Origin of the sequence: Azospirillum rugosum, assembly GCF_017876155.1 — a bacterium.
In the GTDB taxonomy this organism is placed as follows: domain Bacteria; phylum Pseudomonadota; class Alphaproteobacteria; order Azospirillales; family Azospirillaceae; genus Azospirillum; species Azospirillum rugosum.
Genome location: NZ_JAGINP010000004.1, coordinates 333,196 through 354,792, shown reverse-complemented (window position 1 = coordinate 354,792; position 21,597 = coordinate 333,196). Strand labels below are relative to the sequence as shown.

At 67.9% G+C, this 21,597-nt stretch carries 16 protein-coding genes; 5 read left to right on the top strand and 11 right to left on the bottom strand.

Annotated elements, in window-relative coordinates; genetic code table 11:
- The first annotated feature begins 67 nt into the window (after positions 1–67).
- Both J2851_RS08020 and J2851_RS08015 read left to right on the top strand, forming a co-directional pair.
- Positions 68–1,552 carry a GH1 family beta-glucosidase gene (locus J2851_RS08020; protein WP_209765489.1) on the top strand — a complete coding sequence of 495 codons (1,485 nt, stop codon included), beginning with the start codon at positions 68–70 and terminating at the stop codon, positions 1,550–1,552.
- Between the two features lie 13 nt (positions 1,553–1,565).
- Positions 1,566–1,787: a hypothetical protein gene (locus J2851_RS08015; protein ID WP_209765487.1), complete on the top strand. Its 222-nt coding sequence runs from the start codon at positions 1,566–1,568 to the stop codon at positions 1,785–1,787.
- A 126-nt stretch (positions 1,788–1,913) separates the two neighbouring features.
- Here the strand turns inward: J2851_RS08015 and gyrB are convergent, their stop codons facing one another.
- The 4 genes from gyrB to J2851_RS07995 all read right to left on the bottom strand — a co-directional run bounded on the left by gyrB (position 1,914) and on the right by J2851_RS07995 (position 8,072).
- Positions 1,914–4,397: a DNA topoisomerase (ATP-hydrolyzing) subunit B gene (gene gyrB, locus J2851_RS08010; RefSeq protein WP_209765485.1), complete on the bottom strand. Its 2,484-nt coding sequence runs from the start codon at positions 4,395–4,397 to the stop codon at positions 1,914–1,916.
- A gap of 103 nt (positions 4,398–4,500) precedes the next feature.
- Positions 4,501–5,682, bottom strand: a complete 1,182-nt coding sequence (gene recF / locus J2851_RS08005; protein WP_370881298.1) for a DNA replication/repair protein RecF — start codon at positions 5,680–5,682, stop codon at positions 4,501–4,503.
- Between the two features lie 128 nt (positions 5,683–5,810).
- Entirely contained in the window at positions 5,811–6,941 is a 1,131-nt protein-coding gene (gene dnaN / locus J2851_RS08000; RefSeq protein WP_209765483.1) for a DNA polymerase III subunit beta, read from the bottom strand.
- A 249-nt stretch (positions 6,942–7,190) separates the two neighbouring features.
- On the bottom strand, positions 7,191–8,072 hold the full coding sequence (locus J2851_RS07995) for an SDR family oxidoreductase (RefSeq protein WP_209765481.1): 882 nt from the start codon (positions 8,070–8,072) through the stop codon (positions 7,191–7,193).
- Between the two features lie 64 nt (positions 8,073–8,136).
- On the opposite strand from J2851_RS07995, the gene J2851_RS35620 reads away from it, so the two are divergent.
- Positions 8,137–9,045 (top strand): tetratricopeptide repeat protein, encoded by a 909-nt coding sequence (locus tag J2851_RS35620; RefSeq protein ID WP_246500493.1) that lies wholly within the window; start codon positions 8,137–8,139, stop codon positions 9,043–9,045.
- A 12-nt stretch (positions 9,046–9,057) separates the two neighbouring features.
- Here the strand turns inward: J2851_RS35620 and J2851_RS07985 are convergent, their stop codons facing one another.
- From J2851_RS07985 to J2851_RS07965, 5 genes are all read right to left on the bottom strand, one after another.
- Positions 9,058–9,420, bottom strand: coding sequence for a hypothetical protein (locus tag J2851_RS07985; protein WP_209765479.1), 363 nt, complete (start codon positions 9,418–9,420; stop codon positions 9,058–9,060).
- 119 nt (positions 9,421–9,539) lie between these two features.
- The gene (locus J2851_RS07980; RefSeq protein ID WP_209765477.1) at positions 9,540–10,208 is read right to left on the bottom strand and encodes a glutathione S-transferase family protein; all 669 of its coding nucleotides are present in this window, start codon (positions 10,206–10,208) and stop codon (positions 9,540–9,542) included.
- A gap of 100 nt (positions 10,209–10,308) precedes the next feature.
- Positions 10,309–10,779 (bottom strand): GNAT family N-acetyltransferase, encoded by a 471-nt coding sequence (locus J2851_RS07975; RefSeq protein ID WP_209765475.1) that lies wholly within the window; start codon positions 10,777–10,779, stop codon positions 10,309–10,311.
- A 181-nt stretch (positions 10,780–10,960) separates the two neighbouring features.
- Positions 10,961–15,508: a glutamate synthase large subunit gene (gene gltB / locus J2851_RS07970; RefSeq protein ID WP_209765473.1), complete on the bottom strand. Its 4,548-nt coding sequence runs from the start codon at positions 15,506–15,508 to the stop codon at positions 10,961–10,963.
- 133 nt (positions 15,509–15,641) lie between these two features.
- A complete protein-coding gene (locus J2851_RS07965) occupies positions 15,642–17,090 on the bottom strand; it encodes an NAD(P)-dependent oxidoreductase (RefSeq protein WP_209765471.1) in 1,449 nt (482 codons plus the stop codon).
- Between the two features lie 368 nt (positions 17,091–17,458).
- On the opposite strand from J2851_RS07965, the gene J2851_RS07960 reads away from it, so the two are divergent.
- The gene (locus J2851_RS07960; protein WP_209765469.1) at positions 17,459–18,259 is read left to right on the top strand and encodes an undecaprenyl-diphosphate phosphatase; all 801 of its coding nucleotides are present in this window, start codon (positions 17,459–17,461) and stop codon (positions 18,257–18,259) included.
- Between the two features lie 10 nt (positions 18,260–18,269).
- Here the strand turns inward: J2851_RS07960 and J2851_RS07955 are convergent, their stop codons facing one another.
- Entirely contained in the window at positions 18,270–19,430 is a 1,161-nt protein-coding gene (locus J2851_RS07955) for an MFS transporter (RefSeq protein WP_307418671.1), read from the bottom strand.
- Positions 19,431–19,862: 432 nt separating this feature from the next.
- Here J2851_RS07955 and J2851_RS07950 point away from each other — a divergent pair, with 432 nt between their 5' ends.
- On the top strand, positions 19,863–20,285 hold the full coding sequence (locus tag J2851_RS07950; protein ID WP_209765467.1) for a hypothetical protein: 423 nt from the start codon (positions 19,863–19,865) through the stop codon (positions 20,283–20,285).
- A 200-nt stretch (positions 20,286–20,485) separates the two neighbouring features.
- Here J2851_RS07950 and J2851_RS07945 read toward each other — a convergent pair whose 3' ends face one another.
- The gene (locus J2851_RS07945; RefSeq protein ID WP_209765465.1) at positions 20,486–21,484 is read right to left on the bottom strand and encodes a complex I NDUFA9 subunit family protein; all 999 of its coding nucleotides are present in this window, start codon (positions 21,482–21,484) and stop codon (positions 20,486–20,488) included.
- Between the last annotated feature and the right edge of the window lie 113 nt (positions 21,485–21,597).

Here is a 21,597-nt window from a genome sequence, read left to right as displayed (position 1 = left end):
TGGGGCCGTCTAAACTGTGCCGGCCCTGGCCCTGCTGCCCGGCCCGCACACAAGCGAGCGATCGCCCATGCTCACACGGCCCATGCTCAACCGGTGGACCCGGCGCGCGTTCGGCAAGATCGCCGGGCTGACCGCGCTCGGCCTGTCCGCCCGGGCCAGCGCCGCCGACGCACGGCCGGGCGGCCAAACCACGATCCACCCGGAGACCGCGCGCCGGTTCCCGGACGGGTTCCTCTGGGGCACGGCCACCTCCGCCTACCAGGTCGAAGGGGCCGTCGGGGAGGATGGCCGCGGACCGTCCATCTGGGACCGCTTTGCGCACACGCCCGGAAAGGTGCGCGACAACGACACGGCCGACGTGAGTGCCGACCACTTCCACCGCCATCGGGAGGATGTGGCGATGATCCGCGACCTGGGCGCGAAGGCTTACCGCTTCTCGATCGCCTGGCCCCGCCTGTTCCCGCAGGGCACAGGCGTTCCGAACCCGAAGGGCCTGGACTTCTACGACCGGCTGATCGACGAACTGCTGGCCAACGGCATCGAGCCCTTCCCGACGCTCTACCACTGGGACCTGCCGCAGGCCTTGCAGGATCGCGGCGGCTGGGAGTCGCGGGACACGGCCAAGGCCTTCGCGGACTACGCCGGCTGCGCCGCCGAACGGCTCAGCGACCGGGTCCGCCGTTTCATCACCACCAACGAAATCTCCGCCTTCGTGGAGCTTGGCTATGGCACGGGGGTGCATGCGCCCGGTCTCACACTGCCGCCCGGCCGGCTGAACCAGGTGCGGCATCACGCCGTGCTGGGCCACGGTCTGGCCGTGCGGGCGATCCGCGCGCATGGGCGACCGGGGACGATGGTGGGGCCGGCGGAGAGCATGGCCGTCTGCGTGCCGGTGATCGAGACGCCCGAGCACATCCGTGCGGCCGCGCTGGCGACGCGCGAGCGCAACGCCGGCTGTTTGACGGTGATGATGGAAGGCCGGTACACCGATGCCTACCTCGCGACGGCCGGCGCGGATGCCCCGGCCGTCACCGCCGACGATCTGGCCGTGATCGCGAGTCCCGTCGATTTCGTCGGGATCAACGTCTACACGCCGACCCACTATGTGCGCGCCATCGATGCGGCGCCGGGTTACGCCGAGGTGCCCTTCGCCCAGTCCCATCCGCGCATGGCGTCGGAGTGGCTGAGGATCGGCCCCGAGGCGCTCTACTGGGGCCCCCGCCATCTGGCCGATATCTGGAAGGCGACGGACATCCTCATCACCGAGAATGGATGCGCGGCGGCGGACATGCCGGAGCCCGACGGAACCGTGTACGACACCGACCGCGTCATGTTCCTGCGCAGCTATCTGACGCAATTGCAGCGCGCCACATCGGAGGGGGTGCCGGTGCGCGGCTATTTCCTGTGGAGCCTGATGGACAATTTCGAATGGGCGGAAGGCTTTGCAACGCGCTTCGGTCTGCATCACGTGGATTATGAAAGCCAGAGGCGAACGCCGAAGCTGAGCGCGTCCTTCTACCGGGCGGTCATCGCTCAAAACAGGGTGGTTTAGGAAAGGGATCGCGATGCAATGCACGTGGCTGGCCGACAGCGCCGGCACCACCCGCCGCCTCGTCCTGGGACAATGTGTGGCCGTGGTGTGGCTTGGCGAGACGGACTGGAAATGGCTGGTCACGGCGCCGGAAGACAACTTGGCGAGCGGTTCGTGCAAAGGCTTGAGCGGCGCCATGGCCGCCGCCGAACAGGCCCTGCACGCCGCCGTCGCGGGATGGAGCGGACATGGGTAGGTTTTCGTAATGCGACGAGTCACGTGATGCCCGACCAAATGAAATGGGCGGAACCTCGGGGTTCCGCCCATTTCATATTATGCGTCCCGAGTCCCACTTTATGGGTCGAAACAGAACAGGCCACATTTACACGTCGAGGTTGGCGACCTTCAGTGCGTTTTCCTGGATGAATTCGCGCCGCGGTTCAACGATGTCGCCCATCAGGGTGGAGAAGACCTCCTCCGCCTGGTCGGCGTGGCTGACCTTTACCTGAAGCAGCGAGCGCTTGGTCGGATCCAGCGTGGTTTCCCACAGCTGGTCGGGGTTCATTTCGCCCAGGCCCTTGTAGCGCTGGATCGTCACGCCGCGGCGGCCGAGCTCCATCACCGTGTCGAACAGGGCGACGGGGCCGGTCAGGCTGCGGCTTTCCTTTTGCTTCTCAAACGCACGGCCCGGCTCGGCGTAGACGCGCTTGAGGTCCGCCGCGATGGCGTCCAGCTTGCGCGCTTCGACGCTCTTCAGCAGGTCGGCGTCGAGGAGATGGCGGTGGGTCACGCCGCGGCGGGTGCGCACCAGCGCGTAGCCCCCCTGCGGCAGCGATTCGCCGCGCCATCCGCCTTCGGCGTCGAGTGTGTTCAGCCGATCCGCCACGGTCTGCGCCGCCTGCTGGGCGAGCGCCGTGTCCTGGGCCAGGGTGGCCGACAGGGCGCCGATGACCGCCGCCTGCTCCGCCACGTTCAGGCTGCCCGCCTTGCGGGCGATCGCCTCGATGTTCTGGCGGGCGCCGCGGGCCTGCTCCACCAGTTCCTTCAGCGTTTCACCGGTCAGCAGCGCGCCGTCGGCGGTGCGGACCGACAGGTCGCCCAGCGCCGCCTCGATCAGGTACTCTTCCAGCGCCCGGTCGTCCTTCAGGTACCGCTCCTTCGCGTTGCCGCGCTTGATGCGGTAGAGCGGCGGCTGGGCGATGTAGAGGTAGCCGCGCTCGATCAGTTCCGGCATCTGCCGGAAGAAGAAGGTCAGCAGCAGGGTGCGGATGTGGCTGCCGTCCACGTCCGCGTCCGTCATGATGATGATCTTGTGGTAGCGCGTCTTGTCCGGGTTGAACTCGTCGCGCCCGATCCCGGTGCCCAGCGCCGCGATCAGCGTGCCGATCTCGGCCGAGGACAGCATTTTGTCGAAGCGCGCCCGCTCCACGTTCAGAATCTTGCCGCGCAGCGGCAGGATGGCCTGGAACTGGCGCGAGCGGCCCTGCTTGGCCGAGCCGCCCGCCGAGTCGCCCTCAACGATGAACAGTTCGGACAGGGCCGGGTCGCGCTCCTGGCAGTCGGCCAGCTTGCCGGGCAGGGAGGCGATGTCGAGCGCACCCTTGCGCCGGGTCAGCTCGCGCGCCTTGCGCGCGGCCTCGCGGGCGGCGGCGGCCTCGACCACCTTCTGCACGACGCGCTTGGCATCGGCCGGATGCTCCTCGAAATACTGGGCGAGGCATTCGCCGACCACCGCCTCGACCACCGGGCGGACCTCCGACGAGACCAGCTTGTCCTTGGTCTGGCTGGAGAATTTCGGGTCCGGAACCTTCACCGACAGCACGCAGGTCAGGCCCTCGCGCGCGTCGTCGCCGGAGAGGTTGACCTTCTCCTTCTTCGCGATGCCCGACTCGTTGGCGTAGTTGTTGATCGCCCGCGTCAGCGCCGCGCGGAAGCCGGCGAGGTGCGTGCCGCCGTCCTTCTGCGGGATGTTGTTGGTGAAGCAGAGCGTCGTCTCGTGGTAGCTGTCGTTCCACTGGAGCGAGCATTCCACGGTGACCACCCCGCCATGCTCCGTCGGGCGTTCCGCCTTCATGGAGATGGCCGGCTTGTGCAGCGCCACCTTCGACCGGTCGAGCCAGCTCACGAAGGCTTCCAGCCCGCCCTCGTAGCACAGGTCGAGCACCTTCGGCTCCACGCCGCGCGCGTCGGTCAGCACGAGGCGGACGCCGGAGTTCAGGAAGGCCAGCTCGCGCAGCCGATGCTCCAGCGTCGCGAAGTCGAACTCGGTGTTGGTGAAGGTGTCCTTGGACGGCAGGAAGGTGACCTCGGTGCCGCTCAGCGGCTTCTGGCCGCCATTGCCGTCGTCCACCATCGGGGCGGCGGCGACGTCGGCCAGCCGGGCGTCGGCGACGCCGTGGCGGAAGCGCATGGACCATTCCCGGCCGCCGCGCCAGATGCGCAGGTCCAGCGTCTCCGACAAGGCGTTCACGACCGACACGCCCACGCCGTGCAGGCCGCCCGACACCTTGTAGGAGTTCTGGTTGAACTTGCCGCCGGCGTGCAGCTGGGTCATCACGACCTCCGCCGCCGAGACGCCTTCCTCCGGATGGATGTCCGTGGGAATGCCGCGCCCGTTGTCGCGCACGGTCACGGAGCCGTCGGCGTTCAGCTGAACCACGACCTTGTCGCAGTAGCCGGCCAGGGCTTCGTCGATCGCGTTGTCCACGACCTCGTAGACCATGTGGTGCAGGCCAGAGCCGTCATCGGTGTCACCGATGTACATGCCCGGACGCTTGCGCACGGCATCAAGCCCGCGCAAGACGGTGATCGATTCCGCGCCGTAGTCCTGCTGCGGGAGGTCGTTCTTCAATGCTTCCTGTGCCATGGTTCGACTATAACAGACTGCGTTGCGGTTTCGGCGGATTACCGTGCTGCGGTATGCGATTTTTCGGGATTTTTCGCGGTTCCCAGCAGGATTTGGGGCGGGGCTAAACCGGGGTCACGGTCGCGTCCTCGATGTGGAAGCGTTTGGCGGCCGAGCCCAGCGGGGCGAAGACGTTGTCGTCGGTTCCGGTCATCCAGGCCTGGGCGCCCAGCGCCAGGATCTCGTCGAACAGAGCCTCGCGCCGGTGCGGATCCAGATGGGCGGCGACCTCGTCCAGCAGCAGCAGCGGGGCGGCCCCGCGCTCCGCTGCCAGCAGGCGCGCGTTGGCCAGCATGATGGCGATCAGCAGCGCCTTCTGCTCCCCCGTGGAGCACAGGGCGGCTGGCATGTCCTTCTGCGCGTGGCGCACCGACAGGTCGCTCTTGTGCGGGCCGACCGCGGCCCCGCCGGTGTCCGAATCGAGTCGGCGGCTGTCGCGCAGGGATTGGCGCAACGCGTCCTCCGCGGCCAGCGCCGGACCCTCATCCAGCCAGCGCTCCACGGTGCCCTGCACGGCCAGGTCGGCGCCGGGGAACGGGCCGACGGAACGGCCGCAGGCGGCGCGCAGCCGCTGCACCACGTCGCGGCGGGCGGCGGCCACGGCCATGCCGGTGGTTGCCATCTGGTCCTCCAGCCCGGTCAGCCAGCCGTCGTCGACACGGCCGTCGCGCAGCAGGCGCGCGCGTTCGCGCAGCGCGTGCTCGTAACGGCTGAGGCGGCCGGCGTGGGCGGGGTCGAAGCCGAAGACCAATCGGTCGAGGAAGCGGCGGCGCCCGCTGGACCCTTCCAGGAACAAGCGGTCCATCTGTGGGGTCAGCCAGACGACGGCGACATGTTCGGCCAGCACGGTCTGGCCCTTGGCCGGATGACCGTCGATGCGGACGACGCGGCGGTCCCGGTCGCCGCTCCCTGATCCATGGGCTCCGGCCTCGCGTCCCGTGCCGATCTCCACCGGGCCCATGGGTGTGTCCAGGACGGCGGCCACGGCCCAGCCGGCTCCCGGCGGGGAACCGATCCGTTCCACCTCCGCCAGCTTCGCCCCGCGCAGGCCGCGGCCGGGTGCGAGAAAGCTGACGGCCTCCAACAGGTTGGTCTTGCCGGCGCCGTTCGGCCCGGTCAGCACCACCGGGCGGTTGTCCGGCTCCAGGCGCGCGCCGTCATAGCCGCGGAAGCGGGTCAGCGTCAGGCGCGTCACCGCCAGCGCCGCCGGACCCAACAGGTCGGGGCGGCCAGCCTCGGCGGCCAAGAGAGCGTTGGTCTGTCTGGCTTCGAGCAAAGTGTCCGTTCCGAACCGCGGCGGCGCAGCCTCCGCAGCCCAAGCTGGGGCCGTCCGATGGGGGCCGTCAGGCCCCTGGACGCCGTCCACAGGACCGATCACACACGCATCGGCATCAACACGTACAACGCGGTACCGTCCGCGACGTCGCGGATGATGGTCGGGGAGGCCGCGTCCGCCAGCGAGAAGCGGGCGCCTTCGCCCTCGATCTGCTGCGTGATATCAAGGAGATAGCGAGAGTTGAAGCCGATTTCCAGGGGGCCTTCCTGGTAATTGACCTCCAGCTCCTCCGTGGCGCTGCCGGCTTCGGGGCTGGTGGCCGACAGGGTCAGCGTGCCGCGGGTCAGCGACAGCTTCACGGCCCGGCTCTTCTCGGTGGAGATGGTGGCGACGCGGTCCACGGCGGCGGCGAACAGCTTGGCGTCCACCTCCATGGTCTTGTCGTTGCCGACCGGAATGACCCGCTCGTAATCCGGGAAGGTGCCGTCGATCAGCTTCGACGTCACGACGACCGAATCGAAGGCGAAGCGGATCTTGTTGTCCGACAGCGACAGCTCGATGCGGTCGGCCGCCTCGTCGATCAGCTTGCGGATCTCGTTCACCGTCTTGCGCGGCACGATCACGCCCGGGATGCCCGAGGCGCCGTCCGGAAGCGGCATCTCCACGCGGGCCAGACGGTGCCCGTCGGTCGCCACGGCGCGCAGCACCGGCAGCTCAGCCCCGCCGGCCTTGGCCTTGGCGGCGTGCAGGTAGATGCCGTTGAGGTAGTAGCGCGTCTCTTCCGTGGAGATGGCGAAGCGGGTGCGGTCCACCAGCGCGCGCAGGTCGCTCGCCGTCAGGTCGAAGCGGTGCGGCAGGTCGCCGCCGGACAACTGCGGGAAGTCCTCCATCGGCAGGCAGGACAGCTTGAACTGCGACCGGCCGGCGCGCAGCGTCAGGATCGTGCCGTCGCCGCCGATGTCCAGCTCCACCTGGCTGCCGTCCGGCAGCTTGCGGACGATGTCGTACAGCGTGTGGGCCGGGGCGGTGGTGCCGCCCGGGCGGGCGACGCTGGCCGGCACCGTCTCGACGATCTCAAGGTCCATGTCGGTGGCGGCCAGCGACAGCTCGCCGTCGCTCGCCTTCAACAGGACGTTGGACAGGATCGGAATGGTGTTCCTGCGCTCCACCACACTCTGCACGTGACCCAGGGACCGAAGAAGGGCGGCGCGTTCGATGATGATGTTCATGCTGGTCGTCGTCTCGGCAGGTCGTTTTTATGCGCGATTCGCAGGATTTCCGGTGCCGATCCGGCCGCCTTGCACGACGCGGAACGGGCGCGCATCATACCACAACACCGCTTTTGCCGAACGAAATTCGTGAACGGCCGGGGATGGGGCGGAAAATCCGTGTTTCGGCGCGGAAAGGGGGGCGGGAGACGCGCGCAGGAAGGGCGGATTCGGAGCCGACTCGGGTCCCGAAGAGGGGCCAAATCCGGCTCAATGGCCCTGTTCCGCGGCGAATTGCGCGTCCAGCCCGGCCCGGTAATCGGGGTACTTCAATTCCACCCCAAGCTGCCGCTTGATGCGGTCGTTCTTCACGCGCCGGCAATCCGCGTAGAAGCTCGCGGCCATCGGTGACAGGTCGGCCTTCTCGAACGGCACGAGCGGCGGGGGTTCCACCTTCAGCAAGTCGCAGGCGTAGGCGACCACCTCGTGCGAGGGGGAGGGCAGGTCGTCGGCGACGTTGTAGACCGCACCCAGGGTCGGCTGCGCCATGGAAGCCCGCAGCGTGCCGGCGATGTCCTCCACGTGGATGCGGCTGAAGACCTGCCCCGGCTTGTCCACGCGCTTGGCCGTGCCGTCGCGCACGTTGTCCAGCGCGCTGCGGCCGGGGCCGTAGATGCCGGCCAGCCGGAAGACGTGCAGCGGCACGCCGTACTGCCGGTACAGGTTCAGCCAGCCGCGCTCCGCCTCCACGCGGCGCTTCTGCCGGTCGCCGGTCGGGCGCAGCCAGGCGGCCTCGCCGACCCACTCCCCCCTCGTGTCGCCGTAGACGCCGGTGGTGGACAGGTAGCCGGCCCAGTCGAGCGTGCGGAGGTCGGCCAGATCCATGGCGTGTTGGTCCAGCACCGGGTCGCCCTTCTCGTCCGGCGGCACGCTGACCAGCAGGTGGGTCGTGCCGTCCAGCGCCGCCCTGGCGTCGGCCAGCGGACGGCCGCGGTCGAACAGGAAGGCATCAAAGCCCTCGGCCTCCAGCGCGGCGCGCTTGTCTTCGCTGCGGCAGGTGGCGGCGACCCGCCAGCCCTCGGCTTTCAGCGCCTCGGCGAACACGCGCGCGGTGAAGCCCAGGCCGAAGACGAACAGACGGGGTGCGGGCATCGTTCTCGAATCCTTGCGTCGAAACCTTGCGTCCAAGGCGGCAATGGCGGAGTGTAAAGGCGTCATGACCCAACGCAACGCTTACGTTCCGGCCAAGGTTCTCGCCAAGGCGTTCGCCGCCGGCCTCGCGCTCCTCACCGCGGGCACGGTCGCGGGCACGGCCGCCGCCGCGTCCGACCCCGCCGCTGCCAGTCGGGGCATCGACCACAACAGGGAATTGCAAGCCTGCCTCACCCTGGCCGAGCGCAAGCCGTCGGAAGCGTTCGAAAGCGCGCTGACCTGGCAGGACCGGGGCGGCGGCGACCTCGCGCGGCTGTGCCAGGCGCTGGCGCTGTTCCACAAGGGCGACTTCAAGGCCGCCGGCGCGCGGCTGGAGGAGCTGGTGCCGGCCCTCGGCAAGGACGATCCGAAGGCGGCCGCGTCCCTCCTCGGCCGCGCCGGCTGGGCTTGGCTGCGCGCCGGCGACGACGCGCGGGCGGAGCGGCTGTACAGCCAGGCGCTGGAGCGTCAGCCCAACGACGTGGACCTCTACATCGACCGGGCCTTCGCCCGCGGCGAGGCGGAGCGCTACTGGGACGCCATCGCCGACCTCGACACGGCCCTTGCCAAGGACCCGAAGCGGGCCGACGCCTATCTCTACCGGGCGGGAGCGCACAAGGCGCTGGCCAACGACCGGCAGGCCATCGCCGACATCGACCAGGCGTTGCAGCTGAAGCCGAACGACCCGGACGCCATCTTGCTGCGCGGCAACATCAAGGCGCAGGTCGGCAATGTCGCCGCCGCCAAGGACGATTGGCAGCTTGTCCAGCGGCTCGCCCCGGACACGTCGGCGGCGCGGACCGCGCAGATCAACCTGGACCGCGCTGCCAAATACCAGGCGGCGCAGGCACCCAAGGCCGGCCCCAAGGCCGGCCCCAACGCCGACAAGGCTCCGGACGCCAAAGGCGGAACAGACAAGCCGGCCAAGCCGTAACGAACGCGGGCGTCAGCGCGGCTGTGGGGTGATCGCCGTCAGGATCAGTTCGATCTTGCGGTTCAGTTCTGCGTGGTTCTCGTTCATCACGCGGACGATGGATTCCTGCCCGACCTCCAGGTTCGTCAGGCGTGTTTCCACACGGTCCAGGCGCGTTTCGACGCGGTCCAGGCGCGTTTCGAGCGCCTCCTGTCCCTTTTCCAGGTTTGCAAGGCGGTGGTCGACGGTTGCGAAACGGCCGTCGATGGCGCGGCCGAGCGTGTCGATGGCCTCGATGACGGAGTCCTTGGTGGCATAGTCCCTGCCGCGGGCCGCGGACGCGCGCTCGCCCAGGGGGCCCGGGGGCTTTGTGGGAAAACGCGGGGGCGTGGCCATGCGGGCGTCCTTCGGGGGAGGTGTCGGCCTGGGAACTCGGCTGGGGAAACTCGGGCGGGCTGATCTCTGTACGGTTGTATGCCGGAAGGGTTCCGCTGTCAACGCGGCGGCCGGCCGGCTCAGAAATCCAGATCGGCGTAATGGCGGGGTGGGGGGCAGCCGGGGATGTTGTCGGCGAGCAGGGAGCGGAAACTGGGGCGCGACTTGATGCGGGCGTACCAGTCCTTGGCCTCCGGCACCTTGTCCCACGGGACGTTGTCCACATAGTCGACGCAGGACAGCGCCGCCGCCGCCGCGATGTCCGCGACGGTGAAGTGCGGCCCGGCGAGCCAGGAGCGCCGCTCCGACAGGAAGGCGATGTATTCCATGTGGTACTGGATGTTCGCCAAGCCCGCCCGGATCGCCGGGGCGAACGGGTGGCCCTGGCCGGAGAGGCGCTTGATCAGCTTCTCGCCGACCAGATTCTCCGTCACCTCGCGGTCGAACTTCTGGACGAACCAGGCAACGATGCGCCGCACCTCCGCGCGCGCCACGATCTCCCGCGGCATCAGAGGCAGGTCGGGGTAGGCCTCCTCCAGATACTCCAGCAGGGGAAGGCCGCCGGCCACGACGGTGCCGTCCTCCTCCACCAGCACCGGCGGCTCGCCGGCTGGGTTCAGGAGCAGGAAGTCCTCGCGCCGATCCCACGGCTTTTCGATCACCGGTTCGAAGGGAAGGCCCTTCTCGGCGAGCATCACCCGCGCAATGCGGGACAAGGGATTGAGGGGGTGGTGATAAAGTATCCGCATGCCGGGCCGGACTGTAGCGCAAGGGAGACCCGGAAAACAGTCTGCGCTTCGGCGGGTGCCTTTTCCCGATCGGCGAGGGGAGTACCCTGGTCGGCGAGGGTCAGAGCGCGGATTTGCGGTACACGACCAGCGGGTCGACCTCGTCGCCCAGACCTGCGGACAGGACGGGGGTCCATCCATTGTGTTCGTAGAAGGCGCGGGCGGCTTCGTTGCGGACCGCGCAGGTCAGTTCGGCCGATCCCTGAAGCAAGCTGAGCGCTTCCCGCAGCAGCGCGCTGCCGATGCCACGGCCGCGCCAGAGGGGGTCGATGAACAGGTTGTGGATGAAGCGCTCCGCCACATCCACGGAGATGAAGCCGACGACGATGGAACCGGCGGCCCGACTATCCGCTTCCGCCACCAGGATTTCCTCCCCCGCCACGCAGTCGTAATAGTCGTTCAGGCCGAAGCGGTCTTCCGGATGCCAGGGGAAGGCCGCGCGGCGGCCGAGGAGGAAGATTTCGGCGCAGCGTGGCCCGTCGGCCAGGCTGGCGAACCGAATGCTGACGCGCGGGTCGTCCTGTGCCGGCATGACGCCCTCCCCCATGGCTCCGGATGTCTCCAAATGTTTGGACAAGCCGTCCAAACAACCATCCAGCGCATAGAATATTCCGGGGCGCCCGATCTGGATAGGCCATGCGTGCAACAGGTGCAGCAAAAACGGCGGCCCGGATGGTCCGGACCGCCGTTCGCACACGCACAATTGCCGGTCTTTACTCGGCCGGAATGGCCTTCGGCTGGGTCACCGGCACTTCCAGGCGGCTCAGCATCTCCTTGGGCACGACCTGCCAGAACTTGGCCATCTCGCGCGCCCAGTCGTTGAGGATCTCGGCCGCGAAACGGCTCTGCGTCTCCGCCACGTGCTCCTCGATCAGGCGCTTCAGCTGGTCCTCGTAATGGGCGACCTCGATGCGCTGGAAGATGACGCTCTCGTCGTTGATGTGGAGCGGCAGGCTGTCGTCCGGGTCGTAGACGTAGGCCATGCCTCCGGTCATTCCGGCAGCGAAATTGTCGCCGACCCGGCCCAGGATGACCGCCGTGCCGCCGGTCATGTACTCGCAGCCGTTGGAGCCGCAGCCCTCGACCACCACGGTGGCGCCGGAGTTGCGGACAGCGAACCGTTCGCCGGCCTGGCCCGCGGCGAACAGCTTGCCGGCCGTCGCACCGTAGAGGACCGTGTTGCCGATGATCGTGTTCTTGTTCGTCTCCAGCGGCGAGGAGGTGGTCGGCCGCACCACGATGGTGCCGCCGGATAGGCCCTTGCCGACATAGTCGTTGGCGTCGCCCATCACCTCCAGCTTGATGCCCTGGACCGCGAAGGCGCCCAGCGACTGGCCGGCCGTACCGCGCAGGCGCACGGTGATGTGGCCGGGCTGGAGCCCGAACATGCCGAACTTGCGCGTCACCATCGAGGACAGCCGCGTGCCGATGGCGCGCTGCGTGTTCCGGGCGTTGTAGGCGAGCTGCATCTTCTCGCCCTCCTCGAACAGCGGGCGGGCGTCTGCGACGATGCGGGCGTCCAGCGTGTCCGGCACTTCGTTCCGGCCCTGCAACGTGCAGTACCGCGCGTTTTCGCCCGGGTCGACCTGGGCCAGCAGCGGGTTCAGGTCGAGGTCGTCGAGATGCTCGGCGCCGCGGCTGACCTGGTGCAGCAGGTCGGTGCGGCCGATGACCTCGTTCAGCGAGCGGAAGCCGAGGCCCGCCAGGATCTCGCGCACTTCCTCGGCCAGGAAGGTGAAGAGGTTGACGACCTTCTCCGGCGAGCCGACGAACTTCTCGCGCAGCTTCGGATCCTGCACGCAGACGCCGACCGGGCAGGTGTTGCTGTGGCACTGCCGCACCATGATGCAGCCCATGGCGATCAGGCTGGCGGTGCCGATGCCGTACTCCTCCGCGCCCAGCATGGCGGCGATGACGATGTCGCGGCCGGTCTTGAGGCCGCCGTCGGTGCGCAGCCGCACGCGGTGGCGCAGGCGGTTCAGCGTCAGGACCTGGTGCACCTCCGACAGGCCCATCTCCCAGGGCAGGCCGGCGAACTTGATCGAGGTCTGCGGGGACGCACCCGTGCCGCCGGAATGGCCGGAGATCAGGATGACGTCCGCGTTGGCCTTGGCGACGCCGGCAGCAATCGTTCCGATGCCGGAACGGCTGACCAGCTTCACCGTCACTTTCGCATCCGGATTGATCTGCTTCAGGTCATAGATGAGCTGAGCCAGATCCTCGATGGAGTAGATGTCGTGGTGCGGCGGCGGGCTGATCAGCATGACGCCGGGCGTGGAGTGACGCAGCCGCGCGATCATCTCCGTCACCTTGAAGCCGGGGAGCTGGCCGCCCTCGCCGGGCTTGGCGCCCTGGGCGACCTTGATCTCCAGCTCGCGGCACTGGTTCAGGTACTCGGCGGTGACGCCGAAGCGGCCCGAGGCGACCTGCTTGATCGCGCTGTTCCAATTGTCGCCGTTCTTGTCCGGGCGGAAGCGTGCCGGATCCTCGCCGCCCTCGCCGCTGTCGGACTTGGCGCCGATGCGGTTCATGGCGACGTTCAGCGTGCCGTGCGCTTCCGGAGAGAGCGCGCCCATGGACATGCCCGGCGTGATGAAGCGCTTGCGGATCGAGGTGATGCTCTCGACCTCGTCCACCGACACCGGGGCGTTGGCGGAGCGCAGCTCCAGCAGGTCGCGCAGCTGCATCGGCGGCCGCTTGTTCACCTGCTCGGTGTACTTCTTGAAGGTCGTGTAGCTGTCGTTGGTCACCGCCTGCTGGAGGGTGTGGATGATGCCACCCTCCCAGCCGTGGCGGTCGCCCGACTTGCGGAAGCGGTAGAAGCCGCCGACCGGCAGGGTCACGACCTCCTCGTCGTAGGCCGACGCGTGCTGCTCCAGCACCTTCTTCTGGATGCCGTTCAGGCCGATGCCGGAGATGCGGCTGACCATGGCCGGGAAATGCTCCGCGACCAGCGCGCGGGACAGGCCGATGGCCTCGAAGTTGCCGCCGCCGCGGTAGCTGCTGATGACCGAGATGCCCATCTTGGACATGATCTTCAGCAGGCCGTCGTCGATGGCCTTCTTGTAGTTGGCCATGCCCTTTTCCAGCGGCACGGAGCCGAACAGGCCGCGGCGGTGGCGCTCGGCGATGGCTTCCTGCGCGAGGTAGGCGTTGACCGTGGTGGCACCGACACCGATCAGGACGGCGAAGTAGTGGACGTCCAGCCCCTCCGCCGTGCGCACGTTCAGCGAGGTGAAGGTGCGCAGGTTGGAGCGGATCAGGTGCGTGTGCACCGCACCCGTGGCGAGGATCGCCGGGATGGCGGCGCGCGCCGGGCCCATCGCCTCGTCGGTCAGGATGACGTGGTTGGCGCCGCCGCGCACGGCGTCCTCCGCCTCCTGGCGGATCCGGCGCAGCGCGTCGCGGAGCGCGTCATGGCCGCCGTCGACCGGGAAGGTGGCGTCGATCTCGGCCGCCGTGTCGCCCATGTAGTCGCGCATGGCGCGGAACTCGGCGGTCGTCAGGACCGGCGATTCCAGCTGCAGCAGGCGCGTCTGGGTCTCGTCCTCCTCCAGGATGTTGCCGAGGTTGCCGAGGCGCGTCTTCAGGCTCATCACCCGGCGCTCACGGAGCGAGTCGATGGGCGGGTTGGTGACCTGGGAGAAGTTCTGGCGGAAGAAGTGGTGCAGGCCGCGGTACTTGTCCGACAGAACGGCGATGGGGCTGTCGTCGCCCATCGAGCCGATGGACTCCTTCCCGTCCTCCACCATCGGGTGAAGGATCAGCTCCATGTCTTCCATGGTGATGCCGAAGGCCTGCTGGCGGCGGCGCAGCTCGGCCTTCTCCATCTCCGACGGCTCGCCCTTCTGGGAGGCGGTCTTGACCAGCTCGTCCAGGTGCGTGGTGTTCTTGACCCACTTGCCCCACGGCTTCAGCGTGGCGAGATGGTCCTTCAGCTCGCGGTCGTGGAACAGCCGGCCGGCCTGGAGGTCGACGGCGATCATCTCGCCCGGGCCGAGGCGGCCCTTCTCGACCACCTGCGTCTCGTCGATCTTCACCATGCCCGTCTCGGAGCCGGCGATGATCAGACCGTCGGTGGTGATGGTGTAGCGCATCGGGCGCAGGCCGTTGCGGTCCATGCCGCCGACGACCCAGCGACCGTCGGTCATGGCCAGCGCCGCCGGGCCGTCCCACGGCTCCATGACGGAGTTGCAGTACTGGATCAGCGCCTTGTGGTTGTCCGGCGTGGTCTGCGAGCTGGTCAGCGCCTGCGGCACCAGCATCATCTTGACCATCGGGGCCGTGCGGCCGGCGCGGACCATCACCTCGAACACCGTGTCGAGCGCGCCCGAGTCCGACAGGCCCACGCCGATGATCGGCTTCAGGTCGGCCATGTGGCTGCCGAAGGCCGGATGCTCCATCCGGGTCTCGTGCGCCTTCATCCAGTTGACGTTGCCCTTCAGCGTGTTGATCTCGCCGTTGTGGGCGAGCATGCGGAAGGGCTGGGCCAGCGGCCAGGTCGGGAAGGTGTTGGTCGAATAGCGCTGGTGGTAGATGGCGAAGTCGGACTCGAACCGCTCGTCCAGCAGGTCCGGATAGAAGGTCGTCAGCTGCTCCGCCAGGAACATGCCCTTGTAGATGAGCGAGCGGGCGGACAGGGAGCAGATGTAGAAGTCGTTGATCTGCTCGCCCTTCACCGCCTTCTCGATGCGGCGGCGGATGACGTACAGGTCCAGTTCGAACTGCTCGTCGGACACGCCCTTGCTGTTGCCGATGATGATCTGCTCGATCTCCGGCCGCGTGGCGTTGGCCTTCTCGCCGATGATGTCGACGTTGATCGGCACTTGGCGCCAGCCATAGATGTAGTAGCCGAAGGCCAGGATCTCGGTCTCGACGATGCAGCGGCAGGCTTCCTGCGCGTCCAGGCTGATGCGCGGCAGGAACACCTGGCCGACGGCCAGCTTGTTGTCCGGCGCGCGGTGGCCGATGACCTTGACATGGTCCTTGAAGAACTTCTGCGGCACGGCGACGTGGATGCCCGCACCGTCGCCGGTCTTGCCGTCGGCGTCCACCGCGCCGCGGTGCCAGACGGCCTTCAGCGCCTCGATGCCTTTCTCGACCACCGAGCGGCGGGGCTTGCCGTCGATCGCGGCGATGAAGCCGACGCCGCAGGCGTCGTGCTCATCCTCCGGGTTGTAGGCGTTGGCAGTGGTCAGCGCCGCGGCGTTGGCGCGGTATTCGGCGACGAACTGCTCACCCTGGTTCAACTCGGTGGTCATCGGTGGACCCTTTCCGTCTTCAATGCCGGAGGAGCGTTGCTCCTCCATTCCCGCATCGCGCGGGTGTCGTGGACCCCGTGTGTCGGGTTTCGCTGCGCTTCACCCGACCTACGAATTTCGGCTGAGTTCCCGGTTACTCGGCGGCCTGGGCGACCAGCGTCTCCGCCTTCGCCTGGGCGTAGGCGTGGATCGCGTCCGCCGCGTCGCGGCCGTCGCGGATGGCCCACACGACCAGCGAGGCGCCGCGCACGATGTCGCCGGCGGCGAAGACGCCGTCCAGGTTGGTCATCTTGCTGCGGAAGTCGATCGGCAGCGTGCCCCAGCGGGTGACCTTCAGCTCCGGCTCGGCGAACATGGCCGGCAGGTCCTCCGGCTCGAAGCCCAGGGCCTTGATGACCAGGTCGGCCTCGACCGTGAACTCGCTGCCCTCGATCACCTGCGGGGTCTGGCGGCCGGTGGCGTCGGCCACGCCCAGGTGGATGCGCACGGCGCGCACGCCGGTCACCACACTGTCGCCGGTGAAGCCTTCCGGGGCGGCCTGCCAGATGAACTCCACGCCTTCTTCCTCGGCGTGGGCGACCTCGCGCTGCGAGCCCGGCATGTTCTTGCGGTCGCGGCGGTACAGGCACTTCACCGAGGTGGCGCCCTGGCGGATGGCGGTGCGGACGCAGTCCATGGCGGTGTCGCCGCCGCCCAGCACCACGACCTTCTTGCCGGCCGCGTTCAGGGAGCCGTCGGCGTAGGCTTCCACCGTGTCGCCCAGGCCGACCTTGTTGGAGGTGGTCAGGTATTCCAGCGCCGGCACGATGTTGCCGAGGCCGCAGCCCGGCGCCTGGATGTCGCGGGCCTTGTAGACGCCGGTGGCGACCAGCACGGCCACATGGCGGCGGCGCAGCTCCGGCAGGGTGGCGTCGCGGCCGACCTCGAAGTTCGGGTGGAAGACCACGCCGGCGTCGGCCAGCAGCTGCACGCGGCGCTCGACGACGTTCTTCTCCAGCTTGAAGCCGGGGATGCCGTAGACCAGCAGGCCGCCCATGCGGTCGTAGCGGTCGTAGACGTGCACCTCATAGCCCTTGGCGCGCAGCTCCTCCGCCGCGGCGAGGCCGGCGGGGCCGGCGCCGATGACGCCGACCGACAGGCCCAGCTCCCGCGCCGGCTTGCGCGGCTTCACCCAGCCGTTATCCCAAGCGGTGTCGTTGATGTACTTCTCGACGGAGCCGATGGTGACCGCGCCGTGGGTCGACTGCTCGATGACGCAGTTGCCCTCGCACAGGCGGTCCTGCGGGCAGATGCGGCCGCAGATTTCCGGGAAGTTGTTGGTGGCCTGGGAAACCTCGTAGGCCTCCTCCAGCCGCCCTTCCGCGGTCAGCTTCAGCCAGTCGGGGATGTTGTTCGAGACCGGGCAGTGAACCTGGCAGAACGGCACGCCGCACTGGGAGCAGCGGTTGGCCTGCTCGTTGGCGCGCTCGTCGGAGAAGCGGGCGTAGATCTCGGCGAAGTCCTCGCGGCGCTCACTGGCGGGGCGTTTGTCGGGCATCCGCTGCGCGGTGTGCACGAAGCCCAACATCCTCTGGTTCGCCATAGCGCCTGCTCCTTCTTCGCGCGTCCCGTGTGCTGGGGACGATGCTGGCGGCCCGGCGCCTGATTTGGCGTGGCCGCGGTGAGAACGATTGTCCGCGGTTGTGCGGTCGGAACGTCATATACCGCATAGGAACAGGTCTGGCGAGCATAATTTCGCCGTTAAGGCAGGTTTGCTGACCAAACGGTCGCTCGCCGCCCAGGGAACCCTTTCGTTCGGCGATGAGCCCGGAAAAGCAGAAAGAAAATTAGTCCCGAAACGGACCTATAACCCTAATCGGGGTATCGCCCCTTGTCCCTTCGCCATTGCAGCGTGGCGCTGCTATAAGCCGGCATTGCCACCCGCACACCTCTTAGAAGGCCCTGTGCCGCATGTTCATCGACCAATATCTCGACGCGATTCTGCTCGGCCTGATCGAAGGCCTGACGGAGTTCCTGCCGGTGTCGTCGACCGGGCACCTGATCATTTTCGACCGTCTGCTGGACTTCCAGGGCCCTCCGGGCAAGGTGTTCGAAGTGGTGATCCAGCTCGGCGCCATCCTGGCCATCTGCACCGTCTATTTCGCGCGGCTGTGGAAGGTCGTCACCGGCCTGCCGGACAGCCCGGACGCCCGGCGCTTCGCCGTGGCGGTCATCCTGGCCTTCCTGCCCGCTATGGTGCTGGGGGCCGGCCTGCACGGCATCATCAAGAACGTGCTGTTCAACCCGACTGTCGTCAGCTTCGCGCTGATCATCGGCGGCGTCGCGATTTTGCTGGCCGAGCGCCTCGTGCCCGTCGCGCGCTATCACCAGATCGAGCGCTTCCCGGCGCCGCTGGCGCTGAAGATCGGGCTGTGCCAGTGCCTGGCTCTGGTGCCGGGCGTGTCGCGTTCCGGCGCCACCATCCTCGGCTCCCTGCTGATGGGCGTGGACCGCCGCACCGCCGCGGAGTTCTCCTTCTTCCTGGCGATCCCGACGATGGCCGGCGCCACCGCCTACGACCTCTACAAGAACTGGAGCGGGATGACCTTCGATTCCGGCGCGCTGATCGCCGTCGGCTTCGTCACGGCCTTCATCGCCGCGGCGCTGGTGGTGAAAACGCTGGTGGACTTCGTCGGCCGCTACGGCTTCGCGCCGTTCGGCTGGTACCGCATCGCGGTCGGCACAGGGATGCTGGCGTTCCTGTACCTGTAACGGCGCCCCCTCACGCGCGCCGGGGCACAGCGCGCGTGGAGGCCAGCGCGATCACCAGGGCCAGCGCGGCGACCAGGGCGAAGGAAAAGCCCACCGTGCTGGCCTCCGCCACGAAGCCGAGCAGGGCGGGGCCGGTCAGCACGCCGGCGTAGCCCAGAGTCGCCACCGCCGCGATGGACGAGGCGGCGTTGCCCTCCTCCCCCGATCCCGCGGCGCTGAACAGCACCGGCACGACGTTCGACAGGCCGAGGCCGGTCAGGCCGAAGCCGACCACCGCCACGACCGGCCCGCCGCCCAGCAGGGCCACGGCCAGGCCGGCGAAGGCGAGCATCGCCCCCGACCGCACCAGGGTCGCCCCGCCGACGCGCTGGCGAAGCGCATCCCCGCAGAAGCGCCCGGCGGCCATGGCGCCGGAGAACACCGCGAAGCCCAGGCCGGCGACCGTGGTCGCGCCGCCCAGATCCTCGCGCAGGTAAATGGCGCTCCAGTCCAGGATGGCGCCCTCGCTCAGGAAGGCCAGGAAGGTCAGCGCGCCGAGCAGCAGGGTCCCGCGGCTCGGCAGGGCAAGGCCACCCGACTCCGCGCCGCCGTCGGCCTTGCCCGGCAGGAAGCGGCCCTGCAGGGCCAGAAACAGCGCGATCAGTGCGCCGGCGATCACCGCGCAGGCCGCCGCGGGCGGCATCATCTGAAGCAGCAGGCCGCCGGCCGCCGCGCCCACAAGCCCGCCGAGGCTCCACATGCCGTGCAGGGACGACATGATCGGCCGGCCCAGGTGCCGCTCCACCAGCGCGCCGTGCGCGTTCATGGCGACGTCCATCGTCCCGCCGGCTGCGCCGAACAGGAACAGCACGGCGCACAGGCCGGCGAGGCTCGGCATCAGGGCCGGCAGGGGGAGCAGCAGCGCGAAGAGCAGGGCGGTCACGCGCACCGCCGGCGCGCTCCCCACCCGCCCGAGCAGGGCGCCGGTCCCGATCATCGCGGTCAGGGCGCCGGCCGCCAGGCAGAGCAGGGCCAGGCCGACCACGGCCGGGCTCAGGTCCAGATGGGTCTTGATCACGGGAATCTGGGTCGCCCACCCCCCGAAAACGGTGCCGTTCAGAAAAAAGGCCACGATGGTCGCCCATCGGGCCGCCGGGGCGCGCGCCGCCAGATCCTGCATCGGAAAACCCACGCTGCTTCAGCCGCTTGCCACCGCCCGGGGAGGGCGTGGGATGAAGCTAGGTGCGGGCTGGCCCGTTGGAATTCAAGGCTTGCCATGGCCGGCGGTTTCGTATCGGGGGCCGTGGACGATCATGCGCCGAAGCGTCAGCCGAGCCCGATGCCTGCGGGGTGCTGCGACAAAGTGTACAGGATGAGTTCGAAAGAACGCTCCCGCGTCCCGGGGGAACGCCGCGCGCGGAGGGAATTTCCCCAACGTTTCAAGGGCATATAAACAGATTGAAGTGGTTTCCAAAGATACTAATCCACATCAGCGCTGCTGGGTCAGTGAAGATGCATATTGGGATCTGCCACGTCCGGATTGAACATTAAAACATGTATGTCATTTTAGACGAAGTAGGCGGTTACGCCTGCTTTCGATCCTTCGTGTACGGGAGTGATTGGCATGGAGTATTGCATACGATGGCGTGGTAGTCTGAGTATAGTGCTCTTTTCTCTCGGTTTCTACGTGTGCAGCTTTGGAATTGCTGGTGCTACCACTGCAGAAATCATCGCAGCCCCCTACCTGGAGTATCGAGCACAGGAAACTATAAACACCCAATCTCTGGTTCAAATCGGTGCGCGGATCGTCTATGGCTTCGCGGCATTGAGCACTCTCTTCGTGCTTCTGTACGTCACCTCACGGGGCCGCTTTGTTGCGGAGATTCTCAAGGGAACTGAATGGGGGGAACGCTTTCTGAAGGTGCTCCGCGAGCAGGTCCTGACGACCGCAGCCTTTAAGACGCTGCTTCTCTATCTTATGATAGGGAGTCTGGCCGGTGAGATTGCCGTCCGTGTCTACTATTACATTGTGGCGGCTTGTGAATGACTTGGCGCAATCCGGACACCACACATCCGGAATTCATTGTCCATTGTTGAGGGACTTGTGATGGGTCGGCCTCGATCTGGACCGATGAACAAACACAACGGTGTCTATGTTCTGTAAAACTCGCCTGCTCACGTAAAAGCCCCGGCCGTTCCGCCGGGGCTTTTCGCTTTCATGGGCCTGCCGCGCTGTGGCAGATGGCGTCAGCGCGCGCTCGGGTACTTGTTGAACTTGCCCACATCGCGGGTCAGCGTGGCGTTGCGGCCGCCGACGATGAAGCGCGACAGGTAGGTCGGCAGGATCACCTCGCAGCTCGCCAGCTCGGTCATGCCCAGCTCCTTGAAGCCCGGGGTCGAGGGCGACGCCACGTTGTCCGTCTTCAGAAGCTCCACCTGGTCGCGGGTCAGCGGCGGGGCGATCAGCGGGATTTTCTCGCAGAAGGCGCCCAGCTTTTCCGCGATGTTGAAGGGCACCGGAACCAGCAGGCGGTGCTTGCGGCGGATCTCGTGGAGCATCAGCTCCATCAGTTCCTTGAAGGTGTAGACGCGCGGGCCGCCCAGCTCGAAGGTCTTGCCGGCCGCGCTGTCCTGGTGGACGGCGGCGGTGATGGCGTCGGCCAGATCGCCGACATAGACCGGCTGGAACTTCGTGGAACCGCCGATTAGCGGCAGCGCCGGGGCGATCTGGGCCATCGACGCGAACTTGTTGAAGAAGGCGTCCTCCGGCCCGAAGACGATGCTGGGGCGGATGATCGTCGCGCCGGGGAAAGCCTGGAGCACCGCCTGCTCGCCGGCCGCCTTCGACCGCGCGTAGGCGGAGGCGGAGCGGGTGTCGGCGCCGATGGCCGAGACGTGGACGAGCTTGCGCACGCCGTTGGCCGCCGCGATGCGGGCGATGCGCGTCGGGGCGTCGACATGGACGGTCTGGAAGCTCCAGGGCGCCGTCTCGTACAGGGCGCCGATCAGGTTGATCACCGTGTCGCTGCCCTGGATGGCGCGCGCGACCGACTGGTCGTCGGTGACGTCGGCGGCCATCGGGACGATCTGCCCGACCGAACCGGCCGTCTTCAGGAAATTCGCCTGGTTCGGGTGGCGCGACACGACGCGCACGATGGCGCCCGACTTGGCGAGGCGGCGGATCAGATGGCGGCCGATGAAGCCCGAACCGCCGAACACCGTGACCACTTCATTGCGATAGGACATCGACCTTCTCCCGTGCCGTTGGGCCCGCACATTCCCCGAAATCCAGCGATCCGGCAGCGGCCGGGCCAGGGCGAGGCCGGCGGATCGGAGGATGCTTATAGAGAAAACTCCCC